Raw genomic sequence first — 17,444 nt, 5'->3', positions numbered from 1 at the left:
AGCAATTAATAACCTGGATTTTGGGTTAAAGTACCTGCACTTTTATCAATCTCTGTTGAAGGAATCGGCCATACTTCATTCTTGCCTGCTTTCCAACCTTTAGGCCCAAACACCGCAGCAGCACGGCCTTGACGGATAACATCAAAATAACGATCAGATTCCATGGCCAGTTCAACCTGTCTTTCTTTCCAGATTGCCTGACGGAGTGCTTCTTTATCTGAAGTGGTAACATCTGGTAAAACACCGGCAACACCACCACGTGCACGTGCCCTAACTCTGTTTAATGAAGTTTTGGCTAATGTTGGGTTATTTAATTCATTAGCTGCCTCAGCATTCATTAAAAGTACATCTGCAAAACGTAAAACACGTACGTTTTGATCTGCACCCTGGTTATATCCTGATACGATGTTAGCGAAAGGCACATAAGATTTCTCATTGTACATCGGATTATCAGCTGTTGTAGAAATTGCATCACCCTGAGGGGTTGTCTCTCCTCTGTAAAGGATTGTTGCATTACGACGCACATCGCCAGCTTCATAAGCGGCATCTAATGCTGGTGTAGGAACATTGAAGCCCCATCCGGTATCAGGTGTATTTCCTCTGGCACCTTGAACCTGACTGTACTGCGAATTTGATGCATCTTTATTATTTAATAATAATACACATTGAATTTCAAAGACAGATTCAATATTGTTTTCACGGTTGGTACGGAAACTTTCCTGGTAATTTGGATAAAGGTCGTAACCAAGAGTCATTACGCTATTGGTTAACGAAAGTACCAAATCCCATTTACCAAGATACATGGCTACTTTAGCATGTAAACCCATAGCAGCACCCTTCGTTGCTCTACCCAGGTCTGCCGCAGTATAAGTTGGAGGTAATACTGCTGCTGCGTCATCCAGATCTTTTTCGATTGCTGCATATACCTGGGCTTTGGGGGTTCTCGGAATATTGAATTCTGTTGCATCCTTTGGAACATTTAATCTTAAAGGAACATCACCAAATGCACGAACCAACCTAAAATAAGAATAGGCCCGTACAAATTTAGCTTCAGCTAAATATCTTGCTTTTAAACTTGCATCCATGCTGATTGCGGGGATGTTGTCCAAAACCTGGTTGCATAAATTAATATTCTGGTATTGTGCTTCCCAGAATCCACCAAACTGACCTTCTGTTGAAGACGCGGTATAGTTATCGAAATTGTTCAGGTAACTCGCATCGTTAGGAGAACTACCTTTTTCTGCATCATCGCCAGGAATACTTTCAACGGCCAAAGCCGGGAATGCTGTATTTCCCCAGGTTCTTAAATTGGCATAGATTGAATTTACAGCCTTGGTTGCATCATCTTGTGTTTTCCAAAATGTTACGGCCTGCTGTTTTGCCTGAGGATCTACATTTAAGAAATCTTTTTTACAAGCAGGCATGATCAAAATACTTGAACATAAAGTAATTAATCCAAGCTTTTGAATATATGTGTTTTTAATATTTAATTTCATCGTCTGTTGTTTTAGAATTGAACTTGAAGACCTAATCTATAAATTGCAGATAGTGGATACACATTCGCATCTATACCTCTTGATATCGGGCCAGTTCCGGCATCATATCCAATTTCTGGAGTAAAGCCTTTGTAGCCAAACAGGTTAATCGCATTTTGAGCATCTAAGAAAACCCTGATCTTTTTCATAGACCATTTACTCATTAAATTAGATGGTAGGGAATAACCTAACTGTACCGTTCTTAAACGGATGTAAGATCCATCTTCAACATAAAATGAATTTGGTGCGGCGTTAGTCGTTGAACCTACATTTGCTGATGGGTAAGTTGTTGAAGTTCCTGCCCCATGCCATCTGTTATCATAGAAGTCTTTGCTGAAGTTTTCATTACCGAAGCGATACGCAATGTTAGCATTGTAAACATCAACATCGGCAACCCCTTGGATATCAACAGCAAGGTCCCATCCTTTATAAGCGAAAGTTGTATTAACTCCATAGCTATATTTAGGATTTGGGTTTCCTAAAACTACGCGGTCCTTTCCATCAATAGCACCGTCTCCATTTTGATCGGTGTAGCGGAAATCACCTGGCTTAGCACCTGTTTGAGCAGAAGCAGCAACTTCTGCCGGCGTTTGGAAGATTCCGGCAACCTGGTATCCAAAAAATTCACCAATTGCTCCACCTTGAACTGTTCTGGTGGCTAAAGCACCGTTTGCAATACCTTGTCCACCACCATAAATTGGGTTTAAGCCAGTAATTACTGAAGTTACCTTATTTTGGTTAATGCCAATATTGGCACTTACAGAGTAGGATAAACCACTTTTCGCCTGATCTCTCCATGTAGCCAGGAACTCAAAACCACGGTTTTGAAAATCTGCCTGGTTACCTATCATTTTACTTGATGAAGTACCAATAGAACTTAAAATTGGAATTTCAAAAATGGCCTGTTCTGTTTTTTTATTGTAGAAACCAGCTTCAACATTTAAACGGTTTTTGAAAAAGGCAGCTTCAATGCCTACGTCCGTTCCTGTTGTACGCTCCCAGTTTAAGAAGGATGGTACCAGTGAAGCTACATTCGCACCTGTGTATGCCACTCCATTAAAGAACGCGATGTAACCGCCGCTCTGTGTAACAGTAAGTGTTGTAGGGTTAACTGGTACTCCGGCATTACCGACTTTACCCCATGATCCTTTTAGTTTTAAGTTGTTGAAAACCTTTTGGTCTTTCATAAAATCTTCATTGGATATTACCCAACCAGCGCCAACCGCAGGAAAATAACCCCACAGATCGCCACCTCCATAAAATTGGGAAGCTGCATCAGCACGTAAGGTTGCATTTAACAAGTACTTATCTTTATAAGAGTAATTGGCTCTTCCGAAGTAAGAAAGGTATGTAGATAAACTACCACCATCTGTAACTTCACGATTGGCAGCAGTACCTAAGCTCAGGTATAGATCGCCATCAGTAGTGTAAGGAACATTCAATGCTGTAGAATTAATGTAGTAATTCTTTCTCCTCTGTGCTGTTGTACCGGCTAATAAGGTTAAGTTGTGGTTTCCGAATGTGTTTTTATAGGTTAGGGTGTTTTCCAGTATCCAGTTTCTGTTTTCATCCCGGTTAACATTCAATCTGCTGATATCATTAACCTGTCCTTGGGTAGCTTTGTATACTGGTGCATAAGCAAGTACTTCATTTTGCCCAAAATCTCCACCGGCACTGGTTCTAAACGTAAAGTTCTTTGCAAAATTTAATTCTGCGAACACGTTCCCGTTAATGCGATAGTTTTTACTTTTCTGGTTAAAGAAATCAAGCGTTACCTGAGGATTGAAGTTGTTACCACCTCCTAAGCCAAAGTCATTGGCATCACCATAAGTTCCATCGGCATAATAAACCGGAACAACAGGCCCGGCAGCATATAACTGACGGAAAATAGCAGAGTTGATATCGTTAGAATTGATTGCTGTACCAGAAATAGAGTACCCTATTTTTAATGATTTTAATACCTGGAAATCATTAGAAAATTTTGCCGTATAGCGTTTCCAGTTTTGATTTTTAACTATGCCGTCTTCATTGTTATATCCCAATGAAAAATTATAGCTTGTTTTCTCCGTACCACCATTGATAGAAATCTGATGATTGGTTTGCAGGGCATTTCTAAAGGCCTGATTGTACCAATTTGTTCCAGTACCAAAACTAGCCGGATCAGAAAATAACGGAGCCGCACCACTCGATGCAGAAAGCTCATTGATAATGGTTGCATACTCAGTAGCATTAGCCATTTCAATTTGGTTAGTTACTTTTTTATAACCCACAGAACCATTATAATTAATAGTTGGATTACCAGTTTTTCCTTTGGTTGTGGTAACTAAGATTACACCATTAGCTGCCCTGATACCATAGATGGACTGAGATGAAGCATCTTTTAAGATACTCATATCAGCAATATCTGCAGGATTTAAAAAACTAATATCGTCATACCATACCCCATCAACAACGTAAAGTACACCTAAATTACCGTAAATAGTACCTGTACCACGAATTGTAATTTGAGGTGTTGCTCCCGGAGTTCCTGAATTGGTAATAGAAACACCTGCAACCTTACCTTGTAATGCACTTACGGCATTGGCAGATGCCTGTTTCGAAATATCTTCTCCCTTTACAGTTGCAACTGAACCTGTCACATCTATCTTTCTCTGCGTTCCATACCCCACAACCACAACTTGCTCTAATTGTTGTGTGGAGGATGCTAAAGTAACATTGATTGTTGTCTGGTTATTTACAGCTTGCTCTTGTGCAGTATAACCTACAAAATTAAATACCAGGGTGGCATTTGCCGGCGCACTAATCGAGTAGTTGCCGTTCGCATCTGTCTGCGTTCCATTTTGAGTTCCTTTGATTAAGATAGTAACGCCCGGGAGTGAGGTCTTATCTCCTCCATCAATAACCTTACCTTTTACAGTAATGTTTTGCGCAATTGCTACGTTAATTGTTAGCAAACAAAATGCAGCGAGAACAGAGATTCTTGTAAAGATTCTTTTCATGCTATTATTATAAATTTAGTTTAATTGTTAAGTTAAAATTGAGGTTGTTTTTGCTCTTGTGCAAGTAAACTTACCTCAACATTAATACATCAATTGAACTAATTTGGTTTCACATGAAGCGAGACTGTATTCGATTTTGGCCTAAAAACGCAGTTTTTTGAATTTGACCACAATAATTAGAGATACACAAGTGTAAAAAATACACTAAGGTTTTTGTGGGGTTGAAAAATTGGTTATGAGAGGTAATGATGTAGTGCTATAACTCGATTAAAAACTCTGTAAGGTTCTTATCATGGGGAACCTCCAGTTTTTTACGCAAACGATACCGGCGTATTTCTACACCTCTAAGGCTAATATTTAGAAGAGAAGACATTTCCTTGCTGCTCATGTTCATTCTGAGGTAAGCACACAGCTTAAGATCATTCGGTACAAGATCTGGATGTTGTGCTTTCAGCTTTTTGAAAAAGCTTTCATGGGCCTCATTGAAACTGTTTTCAAAAAGATGCCAATCCCGCTCATCATTCATTCCATCATTAATTACTTTTTGGATTTTGCGGGTTTGATCATCAGACAGTTTTTTTCCATTCTCATCTTTGAGTTTGGTGATTTCGCTACTTAGTTTTTGAAGCAGCTCGTTTTTATAAACCAAGGTCATCGCTGAGTTGGCTAATTCCCGATTTTTTGAAGCTAACTCCGCCTGCAATTTCTCCGTTTGAAGTTTGATGATCTGTTTTTCATTGGCTTCGGTTTCCTGTTTCAAAATCTCCTCTTGTTCGGCCTGTAAGCGATCACTGATTTTCTGACTATCCCTTCTCAGTTTCCGCTCGTAAATCTTTTTTCCTAAAATTAATGCTGCAATAAAGATGATTATATAGAGCAGTAGCGACCAGTTGTTAAGGTACCAGGGCCTTAAAATCGTAAATTCATAAGTGGTAACTTCACTTATGGTAGATTCGTTGATCTTCGCCCTTATTTTGAACTTATAGTCGCCACTGCTCAGGTTGGTAAAATCTTTTTGGGTTGCCGGACTCCAGTCAGACCAATCTTTAGAATAGCCATCCAGATAAAACTGGTATTTAACTTTGGCTTGTCTGTAATAGGGAAGGGCAAAAGAAATCCTGATATTGTTTCTGCTGTTGCGGATTTCAATAGGATTTTCGCCGCTTCCAGTTTCACTGATCAGTGTATATTTATCGGTAATATCTTCTATTTTACGAATTAATACTGAAGGTAAATTTGTTTTAATTGATTGATTTAGGGCAGCATTATAAATTACAAATCCATCATCAACACTGATTAAATAAATAGAATTGCCTATGCGGCTGATATTTTCATAATATTGAACCATTCGTCCATCCAGCATGCTGAACTGATTAGAATCAATCTCCATCTTTCCAGGCTCAGTAAAATGAACCAATGCAGTTTTGCCATGGTTAATAAACCAGTATCTTTTGTCGCCAGCACCTATGATTTTATTTGAAGTGGCAAAGGACCCCAACTTTTTATTTAAAACTTCATATTTGCTGAATTTATTGCTCAATTCATCATAAGTATAAAAGCCAGCGTCGGATGAAAAAACAATTCTGTTTTCCAGATTGAAGATGTTGATGTTGTAATTCCCGACTAAACCATTCCTTTCGTCAAAATATTTGGTGCTGGTAACTTTAGTATAGTCATGATTTAAAGTAAGTTTATAAAGCCCCTTATAGGCATGGCTTACCCATATATCTCCTTTGTTGTCTTGTTCTACAAATCTTGAAGGCGCATTAAACCCGCTAATGGTCTTAACAAAAGATAGTCCATTTGCCATTTTTGCATATAAGGATAAACCAGTGTAGGTACCCTGAATAAGATAGTTGGGATTAGAATTGAGTTTTTTGATTGTCCATCCACCACTGGTTGTCGAAATCCATTCGATGCGATCACCCAATACCCTGAAAGTACCACTGTTATGCCCGCAGATCAATTCCCCATCAATGATGCTCAATTCCCATACCTGCCCCTGTGAATTGGGGATCAGCTTAAAATTGAAAGGAGATAGCTCGTTGTTAGCCTTCCAATCACTATAAAAAAGCCCTTGATTGGTGCCGAGATAGATTTTGTTATTGTATATGATGCTTGAATAAACTGTTCCAAACTGACCCGTTTTGTCAAAGTAAAAATATAAAGGTGAATTGAGTTCAATTCTATCGATACCATTGTCGAGTCCTGTCCAGAGGTTTTGTTCGTTATCAGCATATAAGCTCAGTACTGTATTGTTCTGTAAACCGCTTGATTTATTGATTCGCTGAACAATCTGTCCGTTCTGATCAATAATGATTAATCCATTTAGGATTGTGCCATAGGCATAATATTTATCAAACAGGATTGCCCCATTATTAAGCTGATAAGTTTTAAGGAAATTATTTGCCGGTGTATTCAGCTGGATGAAATCCTTACCATCATAAGTAAACAATCCATTTTTACTGGTACCGATAATAAAACCATTTTCTTTATAAGGAAGGATAGAAAGAATGCCTTGCTTCCCAATTTTTTCACTTTGTGGAAGGTGAATGAGGCTGTTACCAACCAGTTCAAATAAACCTTTTTCTAAAACTTCAATGAAAAATCGGTTTCTTACTGCATGTAGAAATAAAAAAGAAGAAGGCGATTTAATTACCGATATCTTATTTTGCTTATAGATAAAAATTCTGGAAAAAGACTGAAAAATTATCCTATCCTTATCTACATAGATTTTCCAGATTTCATCCGTAACTGTTTCGCCCTTTGGAAGCAAATGGGTAAGCGAGTTATATTTTTGTTTACCATCCTTAATGGCCCAATAGCCAAAATCTCCAAAACATCCCACATATACCCGCCCCTTATTATCTGTAGCAACAGCACGGACAATCTGCCGGTTAGGCATTTTGTATTCCTGCCAGTAACGTCCGTCAAAGGCTAAGAGCCCTTCAACATTACCAAAATACATTACGCCATTCTTATCTTTGGCAATACTCCAGTTTTGATTTCCAGAAGCGTAAACAGATTTTGGATAGTTTTCTATATATGGAACTCCGATACTTTTGATATCAGCAGCATAGGTACTGTAACAAATATAAAATAGCGCGAAGAAAAGGTATCGTAGAAATTTTGGCATAGCATACAAGGATGTACAAGCTTTTTATGTACAAAGTAACTAAAAAAACGCGAATTGGATAAGAACAGGCAAAAGGAAAAAGCCAGTATAGCGATGCTGTCATCATATACTGGCTTTCTTTTAATCTTCTTTAGTTATACCAAACTAATCTTACCAACAGGCTGTGGAACTTTAACATAATATCCAGTACCATCATACGGACGTTTACGCGGGTTGGTTGTACAAGCTACTGAGCAGCAACCTTGTAATTCTTCTCCACAGGCGTCACATTGCGTAATGTGTTCATTACACTCTGGATTGGCACAATTAATCATTTTTGGTGTTGTTGTACCACAGTTGTAGCAAACCGATACTACAGTTGGGTTAACCTGATTCACATCTACAGCAATGCGATTATCGAAAACATAACACTTACCTTCGAAATCCTTTCCACCTGCCTCTTTACCATATTTAATGATTCCGCCATGTAACTGATAAACATCATTAAATCCATGATGCAGAAGTAAGGCAGAAGCTTTCTCGCATTTGATACCACCAGTACAATAAGTTAAGATTTTTTTGTCTTTGTACTGTGCCAGTTCATTTATCTTTTCAGGGAAATCCCTGAAGTTTTCTATATCAAGTGTAATTGCATTTTTGAACTTTCCCAGGTTGTGTTCATAGTTAGAACGTACATCCAGGATGACCACATCTTCATCGTCTTTCATCTTCATGAAATCAACAGGCTCTAAATGCTTTCCTGTTTTTTCATTGGGATTAATAATGCTGTTGTCCCTCAAACCCGAGTGAACAATTTCGGATTTGTACCGACAGTGCATTTTGATGAACGAAGGTTCTTCTACATTGTCAATCTTAAATTCGGTTTTGGCAAATCTTTCATCGGCATGTATGGCTTCCATATAAGCTTTACAAGCTTCTGGTGTTCCCGATACTGTACCATTCAAGCCTTCATCGGCTACAATGATTCGACCTACCAAGCCTAGTGATTTGCAAAATTTAAGGTGATCAGCGGCAAATTGCTCCGCATCGGCTATATGACTATAGCAGTAGTAAAGTAATGTTTGATATTTCATATGCTGCATTGATACCGTTGCAAACGGCGTTTAAAGCGCTGCAAAGATAAGGATTTTGTTTAAGCCAAAAAACAGTAATTCAAATTAGAAGCCATAAGAAAATTTGAAGCCCTGCTGGATTCGTTTATTGGAATCAAAGGCATATCCGTAATCGATCCTGAAATTTAATCGTTTAAAGCCAAAATAAAATTCACTATAGTTATTCTTTTCGGGAGAGGTTAGGTAGGCCCCTCCAATAATTTCCTCTAATTTTAATTTCCGCAATAATGGAATCTTATTGATGAAGAATGATCCGAAGTTGTGTTGAAAATGTGCTTCGAAATATTGTTTGGTTGTGCTGAAAAGATAAAAATCAAGAAAGTGAAAATTGCGGACATCTGAATCAAATATCAATGATCGGTTGGCGCGGAAGTGCTTCCAGTCTGGGTAGTATAGCTGTTTGGTGTTCAGGAACTTTCCGGCTCCAAGTAATAGTGATGACTTACCCATCAAGAGAAAATGGACATCCTTCTGAAAAATTTCGGCAGAGATAAAATCATAGTTTACATCTGAATTGAAAAAATTGGGAATGCCCTTTTTGTAATTAAATTCAATCCGTGGATATTTGCTTTCGATGTAAAACCGGCCATCAGGTCTGGTAATGTACTTTTGAGCAATGGTATATGCTACCATTCCACTGATCACAAAACCTGTATGTCTGGGGAAAAGATAACTTTTTTCATCCAGGGGCTTAAAGGGGTCATTGGAATCAAATTCATTGGTTTTACGGAAAGAATCATAACTGGTATTCAGCAATGCAAGCCTTTCGGCATAATCTGCTGTGATCTTAACCTCAAAACTGGGTGCGAATTCTCTGCTTGCCTGAATATTCAGGTACCGTCGCTCATAAAACTTAGATACATTCCTGCCAAAAATTAGTGCATTTATACTGTTCCTGAAAAAATTGGTTTGTTTAAGTGGATTTAAATTGGCTACTTCCGTTCCAACGCCAATGGAGATCATACCGTTGCGAATCGGATTATAAAAGTATTTGGCCGAAATATTTCCGTTAAAGTGCCGGTTTGAGAAACCGTATCTAAGCTCGGGCCTAATGGTATAATAACGGCCATCATTAAAGCCCTGCCGCATCGTTGCACCATATTTTAGCGCCACACCTTCAACAGTATTGTAAAAAACACTGGTCAGAAGAGGGTCGTAAGTAACACTTTTCTTATTATAGCTGTGATAAAAAACATAAGGCGTAATGAGAATCTGGCCAATGTTGAATTTGTTTTTTACATTATCTACCGAATCAAGGTATCGTTTAGACGACTTTAGCCTGCTGATACTATCCTTCTTGACATAATTTTCGTTCTCTTCAAAAGTCAGTGGAACGGGCCTGGATTTTGCCCAGTATAAAGAATCCTTTTTATTAGAACTCGAGTTGATTTTTAAAATTTCATTGGTGAAAAAATGCTTATTGAAACGAGGCTTAACATCATAATTTTTGTAAACACCCACCACGTAGCCGGCAAATTTAAATCCAAAAACTTTTCCTCTAATGTCAAATTGTACAGAAGAAGGAACAGAAACTCCATCCACCAATACCAACTGTTGTTTGATATTTAAGGTATCTATAAATTCTATTCCAGATCGTTTGGTGAGAAACAAGTCAACCGAATTGATTCGCCAGGTATCATTTACAATATAAATCTCTCCACTAAATGCAGGGTCATTTTCCCGCTTGGGGGTAACCTGTATTTTACTTATGGTTTGCCCACCGGCCTGATGGCTGCCCAATAGTTTAAACCGGTAATAGGTAAATGCATTATCTGCAATGGGAGATACAAAACCCCTTACATTAAGTTTGTCTTCTAATACAACATTCTTATAAAAGTTTACTGTTAAATCAGAAGCTTTGTTAAAACTAAAGCCATTATCATTCCCTGCAATTTTGGAAGATACCATCACTTCTTTGATTTTGTTCTCTTTTTGAAAATCGAGTTTGGATTCAGTTTCTGATAGATAAATAATGCCCTGTCCCTGCGTGTTTAACTCTAATATTTTAGCAACATCACGCCCAAAAAATTTCTTAGGGGAAGCCAGTAATTTCTGCATGCCCTTGGTGTACACCTCACAGGTATAAGCGTCCAGTTCTTCCAGATAGGTTTCCCGGTTTTCGATAGTTTTTCTAATGATCTCATCTGCAGGATCGCTGTTTTTGCTTCTGCCCACGGTTACCTCATTCAAGGTAAATACTTTTGAAACTAAGGTGATGTTAAGGGTGGTATTCTCTTTAATGTTTATGCTAACCAGTTGATCTTCAAATCCTATCGCGCTAAATAAAAGATCAGTTTTTCCTGCAGGAAGATTTAACTTATAATTCCCCTCCACGTTAGATGAAGTTCCCTTAGTAGTGGTATTAACATACAGGGAAACAAAAGGAATAGCATTGTTATTCCCATCCGTAATCTTACCCGTTAATGTAAACTGTTGTGCGTAACTGTTGAATCCCCCCAGAAAAGCCAAAAAAAGTAGCTTTAAAAATAATCTCATTCAGCGTGTCAAATCTTTGTCATGAAATATAAGGAAAAGATTTGTGAGAAGAAAACCAAAAATCTCTTTTAAGCTTAGATTTTAAATTGAAATAAGTTTAAAGCCCATAGCTGATTCTAAATCCTTGCGAAATCTTTTTACTTCCATCGTAAGCAAAACCATAACCTACTTTAAATATTAATCGCTGTAAGCCGAAATAAAACTCCTTATAATTTCTTTTATCAGGTGTGGATAGATATCCCCCGCCAATAAACTCTTCCAGTTTAGCTTTTCTGAGCAATGGAATCTTATTGGTAAAGAAGCCCGAGAAATTATGCTCTAAATGTGCTTCAAAATACTTTTTATTGGTGCTGAACTGATAAAAGTCCAAAAACTGGAATTTCCGTAGGTTAGGCGGGAAGATGGTAGAAATGTTTCCCGCAAAATGTTTGTAATCTAAAAAGTACATTTTATCGCTGTTGAGGAATTTACCTGCCCCAACCAAGAAAGAAGTGTAACCCCATAACCCTAAACTGATCCTTTCCTGAAATAATTCGGCCTTTACAAAGTCATAGTCTACATCACTGCTCAATATTTTGTCAAACCCTTTTTTATATAAAACTGTGATTCTTGGGTATTTAGCTTCTGTATAAAATTTTCCATCGGGCCTGGTGATATAGCGCTGACCAATGGTGTATGTTAAGCTGGCGGTTGCACTTAAAGCATTGTAAGTTGGGAATAAGGGTATTTCAGCAGTCGGGCTAAAAGGATTGTTGCTGCTAAATTCCAAATCTTTAACATCTATAAATTTAAAATCAGTACTGTTAGTTAAATATTTGTTTCGCGCAAAGTCAACCCCCAAATACCCCTGTAAGCCATTGGTAAGTTCCCGGGTGGTGTTCAGGTTAACAAAACTCTTTTGGTAAAACTTCGAAAAATTTCGCTCATACAGTAATGAGTTAAGGGCATTGCCTAGTAAAGTCATAGAGCCCAGGTCATTCATGTCGAAGATACCATTGCCAAACGAAAGCCCAATGTTGGCTCTTTTAACAGGGTTATAGTAATAATTGGTAGTTAAACTTCCGGTTAGTTTGCGGTTGGCAAATCCATAACGTGCTTCGGGCCTGAAACTAAAATATTTACGGTTTTCAAATTCTTTTCTAAAAGTTACACCATACCGAACAGCGAAGCCCTCCACTGTGTTGTAAAAAACAGAAGTTATAACCGGATCAAAGGATACATATTCTTTGTGAAACCGATCATTTATACTATGCCCCCTAAGTACCAGTTTTCCTATCCCAAATTTGTTGTTTTCACGTTCAAGGGAATCTAAATAGACTTTTGATTCCTTTAATTTAGCAATGCTATCCTTTTTGATGTAGTTTAACCTTTCATCAGGAGTTAATGGGATTGGGCGGTTGTTTTTCCAGTAAACTGAATCCTTTTTATTGACCATTTCTGTGATCTTTAAAATCTCACCACTAAAAAAGTTTTTTGGGAATTTTGGATTCAAATCATAATTACTGTAAACCCCTATAAAATACCCAGCAATTTTAAAACCCAGTACATTACCTGCAAACTGGAAATTAATATTGGTAGGCATATAGGTTTGCTCTACCTTAGTAAATTGTTGATTGATATTTAGTGTATCAATAAAGTTTATTCCTGCATTTTTGGTTAAGAAAAGATCTGTATTGTATATTCTCCAGCTATCGTCCATAATGTAGATAATACCCCTGAATACAGGATCGTGCTCACGCCTGGGTATCACTTGTATTTTGTAAATCCTCTCCCCGTTTTCATTGCTTTCACCCAACAATTTATAATGGTAGTAGAATAGCGCATTATCTGCAATCGGTGATATAAATCCCCTGGAGCTGAGCTTGTTCTCCAATAAGTAATTGTCGTAAAAATCAATGATCAAATCTGAAGCCTTATTGAAACTAAATGCATTGTTTCTTCCAGCTACTTTAGAGGAGATCATCTCTTCACGGATATCATTTGGTCTGCGGTAATTGAATTTGCTCTGTGATTCTGACAGGTAGATAATCCCCCTTCTGTTGGTATCCAGTTCAAGCACTTTTTGGATATCACGCCCGAAAAACTTCTTTGGAGCTCCCTTTAATCGTTGAACCCCTTTGATATATACATCGCAGCTGAAAGCATTGATTTCCTGCTGGTGTTTTTTGCGTTCTTTTATTGCATTGCGGATGATGGCATATGCCGGATCTTCAGCATTGGCTCTTATCGTCACATTGTCGAGCGTATAGCTTTCAGCATCCAGGGTAATATCTAAGGCTTTATTATCATCCAGGTTCACTGTTTTTTCCTGTTGTTTATAGCCTACAGCCCTAAAACTAATGATGTGCTCTCCAGCCTTCAACTTTAACACATATCTACCTTCCACGTTGGCAGAAGTTCCTGTAGTTGTGTTTTTGAGGTAAACGGAAACAAAAGGTACCGGTTCTCCCTGGCTATCTTTTATAGTGCCTGTTAGCGTTAATTGCTGTGAAAAGACCAGATTGCTTAAACAACAAAGAATAGTGAGGGCGTATAAACGGTTCATAGATGATTATTAGTAAACATAAATATCGAATAAGTTTAAACAGTATACAGATAAGTAGGTGTTAAAGTTTGTTAATTTGATAAAAAATTGCTCATTACCTTAAAATCGATACTTTAAGAATAAGTTTTTAAGTGACTATTCAAAAACATCAAACGTTTGTTTGAGAATAATTGCTAAAAAGGTCTGATTTTATAACACTAAATAGTTTTTTTATAACTTTGGAATGTTCAAATCAACCATAAGAAACAATGTATAAAACCCTACAACCCGTACTTCAGAAAGAACTTGAGGAAATAGAAAATGCCGGACTGTTTAAACGCGAACGCATTATTGTAACACCTCAGGGAGCTGATATTAAAGTAAGCAGTGGTGCCGATGTAATCAATTTTTGCGCAAACAACTATCTTGGTCTTTCATCGCATCCAAAAGTTATCGAAGCTGCAAAAAAAGCAATCGATGATCATGGCTATGGTATGTCATCTGTTCGCTTTATCTGTGGAACACAAGACGTACATAAAGAATTGGAAGCTAAAATTTCTGCCTTTTTAGGTACAGAAGATACGATTTTATATGCAGCGGCATTTGATGCAAACGGAGGTGTTTTTGAACCATTGTTTAATGCTGAAGACGGGATTATTTCTGATGAGCTAAATCACGCTTCTATTATAGATGGTGTAAGACTTTGTAAAGCACAACGCTTCCGCTATAAAAATGCAGATATGGAAGATTTAGAGAAGCAATTAATAGCGGCTAAAGATTGCAGACACAGAATCATTGTTACCGATGGTGCTTTTTCTATGGATGGATCCGTAGCTCCCCTGGATCAGATCTGCGACCTGGCCGATAAATATGAAGCATTAGTAATGATTGATGAATCACACTGCTCAGGTTTTATCGGAAAAACAGGCCGTGGTACCCATGAGCATTTTAATGTAATGGACCGTGTAGATATTATCACCGGTACTTTGGGTAAGGCCTTAGGTGGTGCGTCTGGTGGATTTACTTCTGGTAAAAAAGAGATTATCGATATGTTACGTCAACGTTCACGTCCTTATTTATTCTCCAATACACTGGCTCCATCTATCGCCGGAGCATCCATTACCGTGTTGGATATGCTAAGCGAAACAACCGCGTTAAGAGATAAATTGGAAAGTAACACAAAATATTTCCGTGAGAAAATGACCGAGGCAGGTTTTGATATCAAGCCTGGTTTCCATCCAATCGTTCCTGTAATGCTTTACGATGCAAAGATTGCACAGACTTTCGCTGCAAAAATGTTAGAGGAAGGCATTTATGTGGTTGGATTTTTCTATCCGGTAGTGCCACAGGGAAAAGCAAGAATCAGGGTTCAGCTTTCTGCAGGGCATGAACAACATCATTTAGATAAAGCGATTGCGGCCTTTACCAAAGTTGGTAAAGAACTTGGTGTAATTTAAAAATCAATTCATATACTAAAGCCGCCATCGTGCGGCTTTTTTTATGCCTCATGAGTTCATTTTCTTTTATAATGATATTGTAAACAGTTTTTTTGAACCGTTCAGCATTAAAAATCTTAGAAAATTTGACGTATATTTGAAGCCATGTTACAAGATAAAATAACCCAGTATACCGAAAAGATCAATGCTTTTGTAACTGAAAAAGCAGATGAACTAGAGCAGTTTCGTATTAAGTACTTAGGCACTAAAGGCATTATTAAAGAAATCTTCGATGAATTTAAATCTGTTTCGATAGAAGAAAAGAAATCGTTAGGGAAGGTATTAAATGAATTTAAGCAGTTAGCTGAATCCAAATACCAAACTTTAAAGGAATCTACAGAAAATTCAAACGCTAAGGCGGATAACCTTAGGTTGGATTTAACCCTTTCGGGTGAAGGCTTTGAAGTAGGTTCTCGCCATCCTTTAGCTCTTGTACGCCGGGAAATTGTAGAGATTTTCGCCAAACTGGGTTTTACTGTTGCAGAAGGGCCAGAAATAGAAGACGATTGGCACAACTTTTCGGCTTTAAATTTCCCTGAAGAGCACCCGGCAAGAGATATGCAGGATACATTCTTCATTAAAAAGGGTGGTGAAAAAGGTGATATCGCATTGCGTACACATACTTCATCAGTACAGGTGCGCATGATGGAGCAGGGGCAACCTCCTTTCCGTGCAATTATGCCGGGTAGGGTGTACAGAAATGAAGCAATTTCTGCCAGAGCGCATTGTTTCTTCCACCAGATTGAAGGTTTATATGTGGATGAAAATGTATCATTCGCTGATCTAAAACAGACCTTATTTTATTTTGTACAGGAACTTTATGGTGAAGGTACTAAGGTACGTTTCCGTCCATCATATTTTCCATTTACCGAGCCTTCAGCTGAAATGGATATTTCTTGCACCATTTGCAATGGAGCAGGCTGCCAGTTGTGTAAACACAGTGGTTGGGTAGAAATTTTAGGTTGTGGTATGGTTGATCCTAACGTATTGGAAAACTGTGGTATAGATTCAAAAAAATATAGCGGATTTGCATTCGGAATGGGTATTGAGCGCATTGCCAACCTTAAGTTTGTGATCAAAGATCTTCGCTTATTCTCAGAAAATGACCTTCGCTTTTTAAAGCAATATAAATCTGCATTGATCTAATGATGAAAAACCTAGCCTGCCTCTTTTTACTGCTGGTTTTGTTTACCGGATGTGGTAAGGAGGAAGATTTTATTCCAGATATCCCGGTTAATTACACTACCTTGCTTACCGATCCCACTTTAACCGGACTGAGCTCGGGAAAAGCAATAACCGTTAATGGATATGGTATAGCAGGTTTAATTTTATATCGCAGTGGAACCGGCCGATACCTGGCATATGATCGGTGTAGCTCGGTGAATCCCCAAAGCAGATGTGCAGTAACAGTTGATGAATCAAACATCACTGTAACCGATCCTTGTTCTGGTGCTAAGTTTTTATTGGAAGATGGAAGTCCGGCAAAAGCACCAGCAGAAAAATATTTAAAACAATATACAGTAGCCATTTCAGGCAACACGATACGCGTAACGAATTAAAAATGGAAGCCGAAAAAATAAAAGATACCGTAAAGAAAGCATCCAAAGAACTCTTTAGAAAGTATGGTTATCACAAAACCAGTGTGAATGAGATTGCCAAAAAAGCACGTATCGCAAAAGCTACTATCTATAAATATTTTGAGAGTAAAGAACAGGTTTTAGACAGTATTCTAATGGACTATCTGGATCAGAACCTGAAGGAGATTTTACATAATAAAGTGAGTTATTCTTCTGAAGAAGAGTATCTTAAAGCTTTGGTTATGAAAACCAGTCGATTGTCATTCACAGCCTGCAATGAATTTATCGGTTGGGATTTCGTCAGGGAGAACGCCAATTCTCAGGAATTCTTAAAGCACCTTTCTGATCAGTTAGAGGCCCTTTTATTGGCGGCATATCTCGAACTGGATAATTTTAAAAACAATCCTGCCAGGAGAGAAGGTTTAGCCTTTTTGCTTAAAGCCAGCAAAAGCATTGTATTTTCTTTTGCATTTACTTCTGTTAGCGACTCAGATGTACGTAAAAACTTCGTGAGCTTCCAAAAAGAGATACTTCCATTTTTAGTGAAGGCTGCTTTGTAAACAGATCGA

Annotated in this window: 10 protein-coding genes; 4 read left to right on the top strand and 6 right to left on the bottom strand. The window is 38.0% G+C overall.

Annotated elements, in window-relative coordinates:
• Positions 1 to 5 precede the first annotated feature (5 nt).
• From ACQY77_RS07535 to ACQY77_RS07510, 6 genes are all read right to left on the bottom strand, one after another.
• Positions 6 to 1,496, bottom strand: coding sequence for a RagB/SusD family nutrient uptake outer membrane protein (locus ACQY77_RS07535; protein ID WP_421938593.1), 1,491 nt, complete (start codon positions 1,494 to 1,496; stop codon positions 6 to 8).
• Between the two features lie 11 nt (positions 1,497 to 1,507).
• Positions 1,508 to 4,534, bottom strand: a complete 3,027-nt coding sequence (locus ACQY77_RS07530; protein ID WP_421938594.1) for a SusC/RagA family TonB-linked outer membrane protein — start codon at positions 4,532 to 4,534, stop codon at positions 1,508 to 1,510.
• 256 nt (positions 4,535 to 4,790) lie between these two features.
• Positions 4,791 to 7,670, bottom strand: a complete 2,880-nt coding sequence (locus ACQY77_RS07525; protein WP_421938595.1) for a ligand-binding sensor domain-containing protein — start codon at positions 7,668 to 7,670, stop codon at positions 4,791 to 4,793.
• Positions 7,671 to 7,804: 134 nt separating this feature from the next.
• Entirely contained in the window at positions 7,805 to 8,752 is a 948-nt protein-coding gene (locus ACQY77_RS07520) for a rhodanese-related sulfurtransferase (protein ID WP_421938596.1), read from the bottom strand.
• A gap of 75 nt (positions 8,753 to 8,827) precedes the next feature.
• Positions 8,828 to 11,278 (bottom strand): DUF5686 and carboxypeptidase regulatory-like domain-containing protein, encoded by a 2,451-nt coding sequence (locus ACQY77_RS07515; protein ID WP_421938597.1) that lies wholly within the window; start codon positions 11,276 to 11,278, stop codon positions 8,828 to 8,830.
• Between the two features lie 97 nt (positions 11,279 to 11,375).
• Positions 11,376 to 13,823, bottom strand: coding sequence for a DUF5686 and carboxypeptidase regulatory-like domain-containing protein (locus tag ACQY77_RS07510; protein ID WP_421938598.1), 2,448 nt, complete (start codon positions 13,821 to 13,823; stop codon positions 11,376 to 11,378).
• Between the two features lie 248 nt (positions 13,824 to 14,071).
• Here ACQY77_RS07510 and kbl point away from each other — a divergent pair, with 248 nt between their 5' ends.
• From kbl to ACQY77_RS07490, 4 genes are all read left to right on the top strand, one after another.
• A complete protein-coding gene (gene kbl / locus ACQY77_RS07505; RefSeq protein ID WP_421938599.1) occupies positions 14,072 to 15,259 on the top strand; it encodes a glycine C-acetyltransferase in 1,188 nt (395 codons plus the stop codon).
• A 144-nt stretch (positions 15,260 to 15,403) separates the two neighbouring features.
• Positions 15,404 to 16,444: a phenylalanine--tRNA ligase subunit alpha gene (gene pheS / locus ACQY77_RS07500; protein WP_421938600.1), complete on the top strand. Its 1,041-nt coding sequence runs from the start codon at positions 15,404 to 15,406 to the stop codon at positions 16,442 to 16,444.
• Complete coding sequence (locus ACQY77_RS07495; RefSeq protein WP_421938601.1) at positions 16,444 to 16,857, top strand: Rieske (2Fe-2S) protein; 414 nt, start codon at positions 16,444 to 16,446, stop codon at positions 16,855 to 16,857. Before pheS ends, ACQY77_RS07495 begins: the two co-directional genes overlap by 1 nt.
• Positions 16,858 to 16,859: 2 nt before the next feature.
• A complete protein-coding gene (locus tag ACQY77_RS07490; RefSeq protein WP_090883213.1) occupies positions 16,860 to 17,435 on the top strand; it encodes a TetR/AcrR family transcriptional regulator in 576 nt (191 codons plus the stop codon).
• The last annotated feature ends 9 nt before the right edge of the window (positions 17,436 to 17,444 follow it).

It is taken from the genome of Pedobacter sp. (assembly GCF_965279535.1).
Classification (GTDB): domain Bacteria; phylum Bacteroidota; class Bacteroidia; order Sphingobacteriales; family Sphingobacteriaceae; genus Pedobacter.
Note: the sequence above shows the minus strand (reverse complement) of the source record. Positions and strands in the feature narration are given on the sequence as shown.

Bases quoted from the DNA above. Each gene is read 5' to 3' on its own strand.
- ACQY77_RS07535 (WP_421938593.1), bottom strand. From the start codon at position 1,496: ATGAAATTAAATATTAAAAACACATATATTCAAAAGCTTGGATTAATT.
- ACQY77_RS07525 (WP_421938595.1), bottom strand. From the start codon at position 7,670: ATGCCAAAATTTCTACGATACCTTTTCTTCGCGCTATTTTATATTTGT.
- ACQY77_RS07510 (WP_421938598.1), bottom strand. From the start codon at position 13,823: ATGAACCGTTTATACGCCCTCACTATTCTTTGTTGTTTAAGCAATCTG.
- kbl (WP_421938599.1), top strand. From the start codon at position 14,072: ATGTATAAAACCCTACAACCCGTACTTCAGAAAGAACTTGAGGAAATA.
- ACQY77_RS07490 (WP_090883213.1), top strand. From the start codon at position 16,860: ATGGAAGCCGAAAAAATAAAAGATACCGTAAAGAAAGCATCCAAAGAA.
- ACQY77_RS07530 (WP_421938594.1), bottom strand. From the start codon at position 4,534: ATGAAAAGAATCTTTACAAGAATCTCTGTTCTCGCTGCATTTTGTTTG.
- ACQY77_RS07495 (WP_421938601.1), top strand. From the start codon at position 16,444: ATGATGAAAAACCTAGCCTGCCTCTTTTTACTGCTGGTTTTGTTTACC.
- ACQY77_RS07520 (WP_421938596.1), bottom strand. From the start codon at position 8,752: ATGCAGCATATGAAATATCAAACATTACTTTACTACTGCTATAGTCAT.
- ACQY77_RS07515 (WP_421938597.1), bottom strand. From the start codon at position 11,278: ATGAGATTATTTTTAAAGCTACTTTTTTTGGCTTTTCTGGGGGGATTC.
- pheS (WP_421938600.1), top strand. From the start codon at position 15,404: ATGTTACAAGATAAAATAACCCAGTATACCGAAAAGATCAATGCTTTT.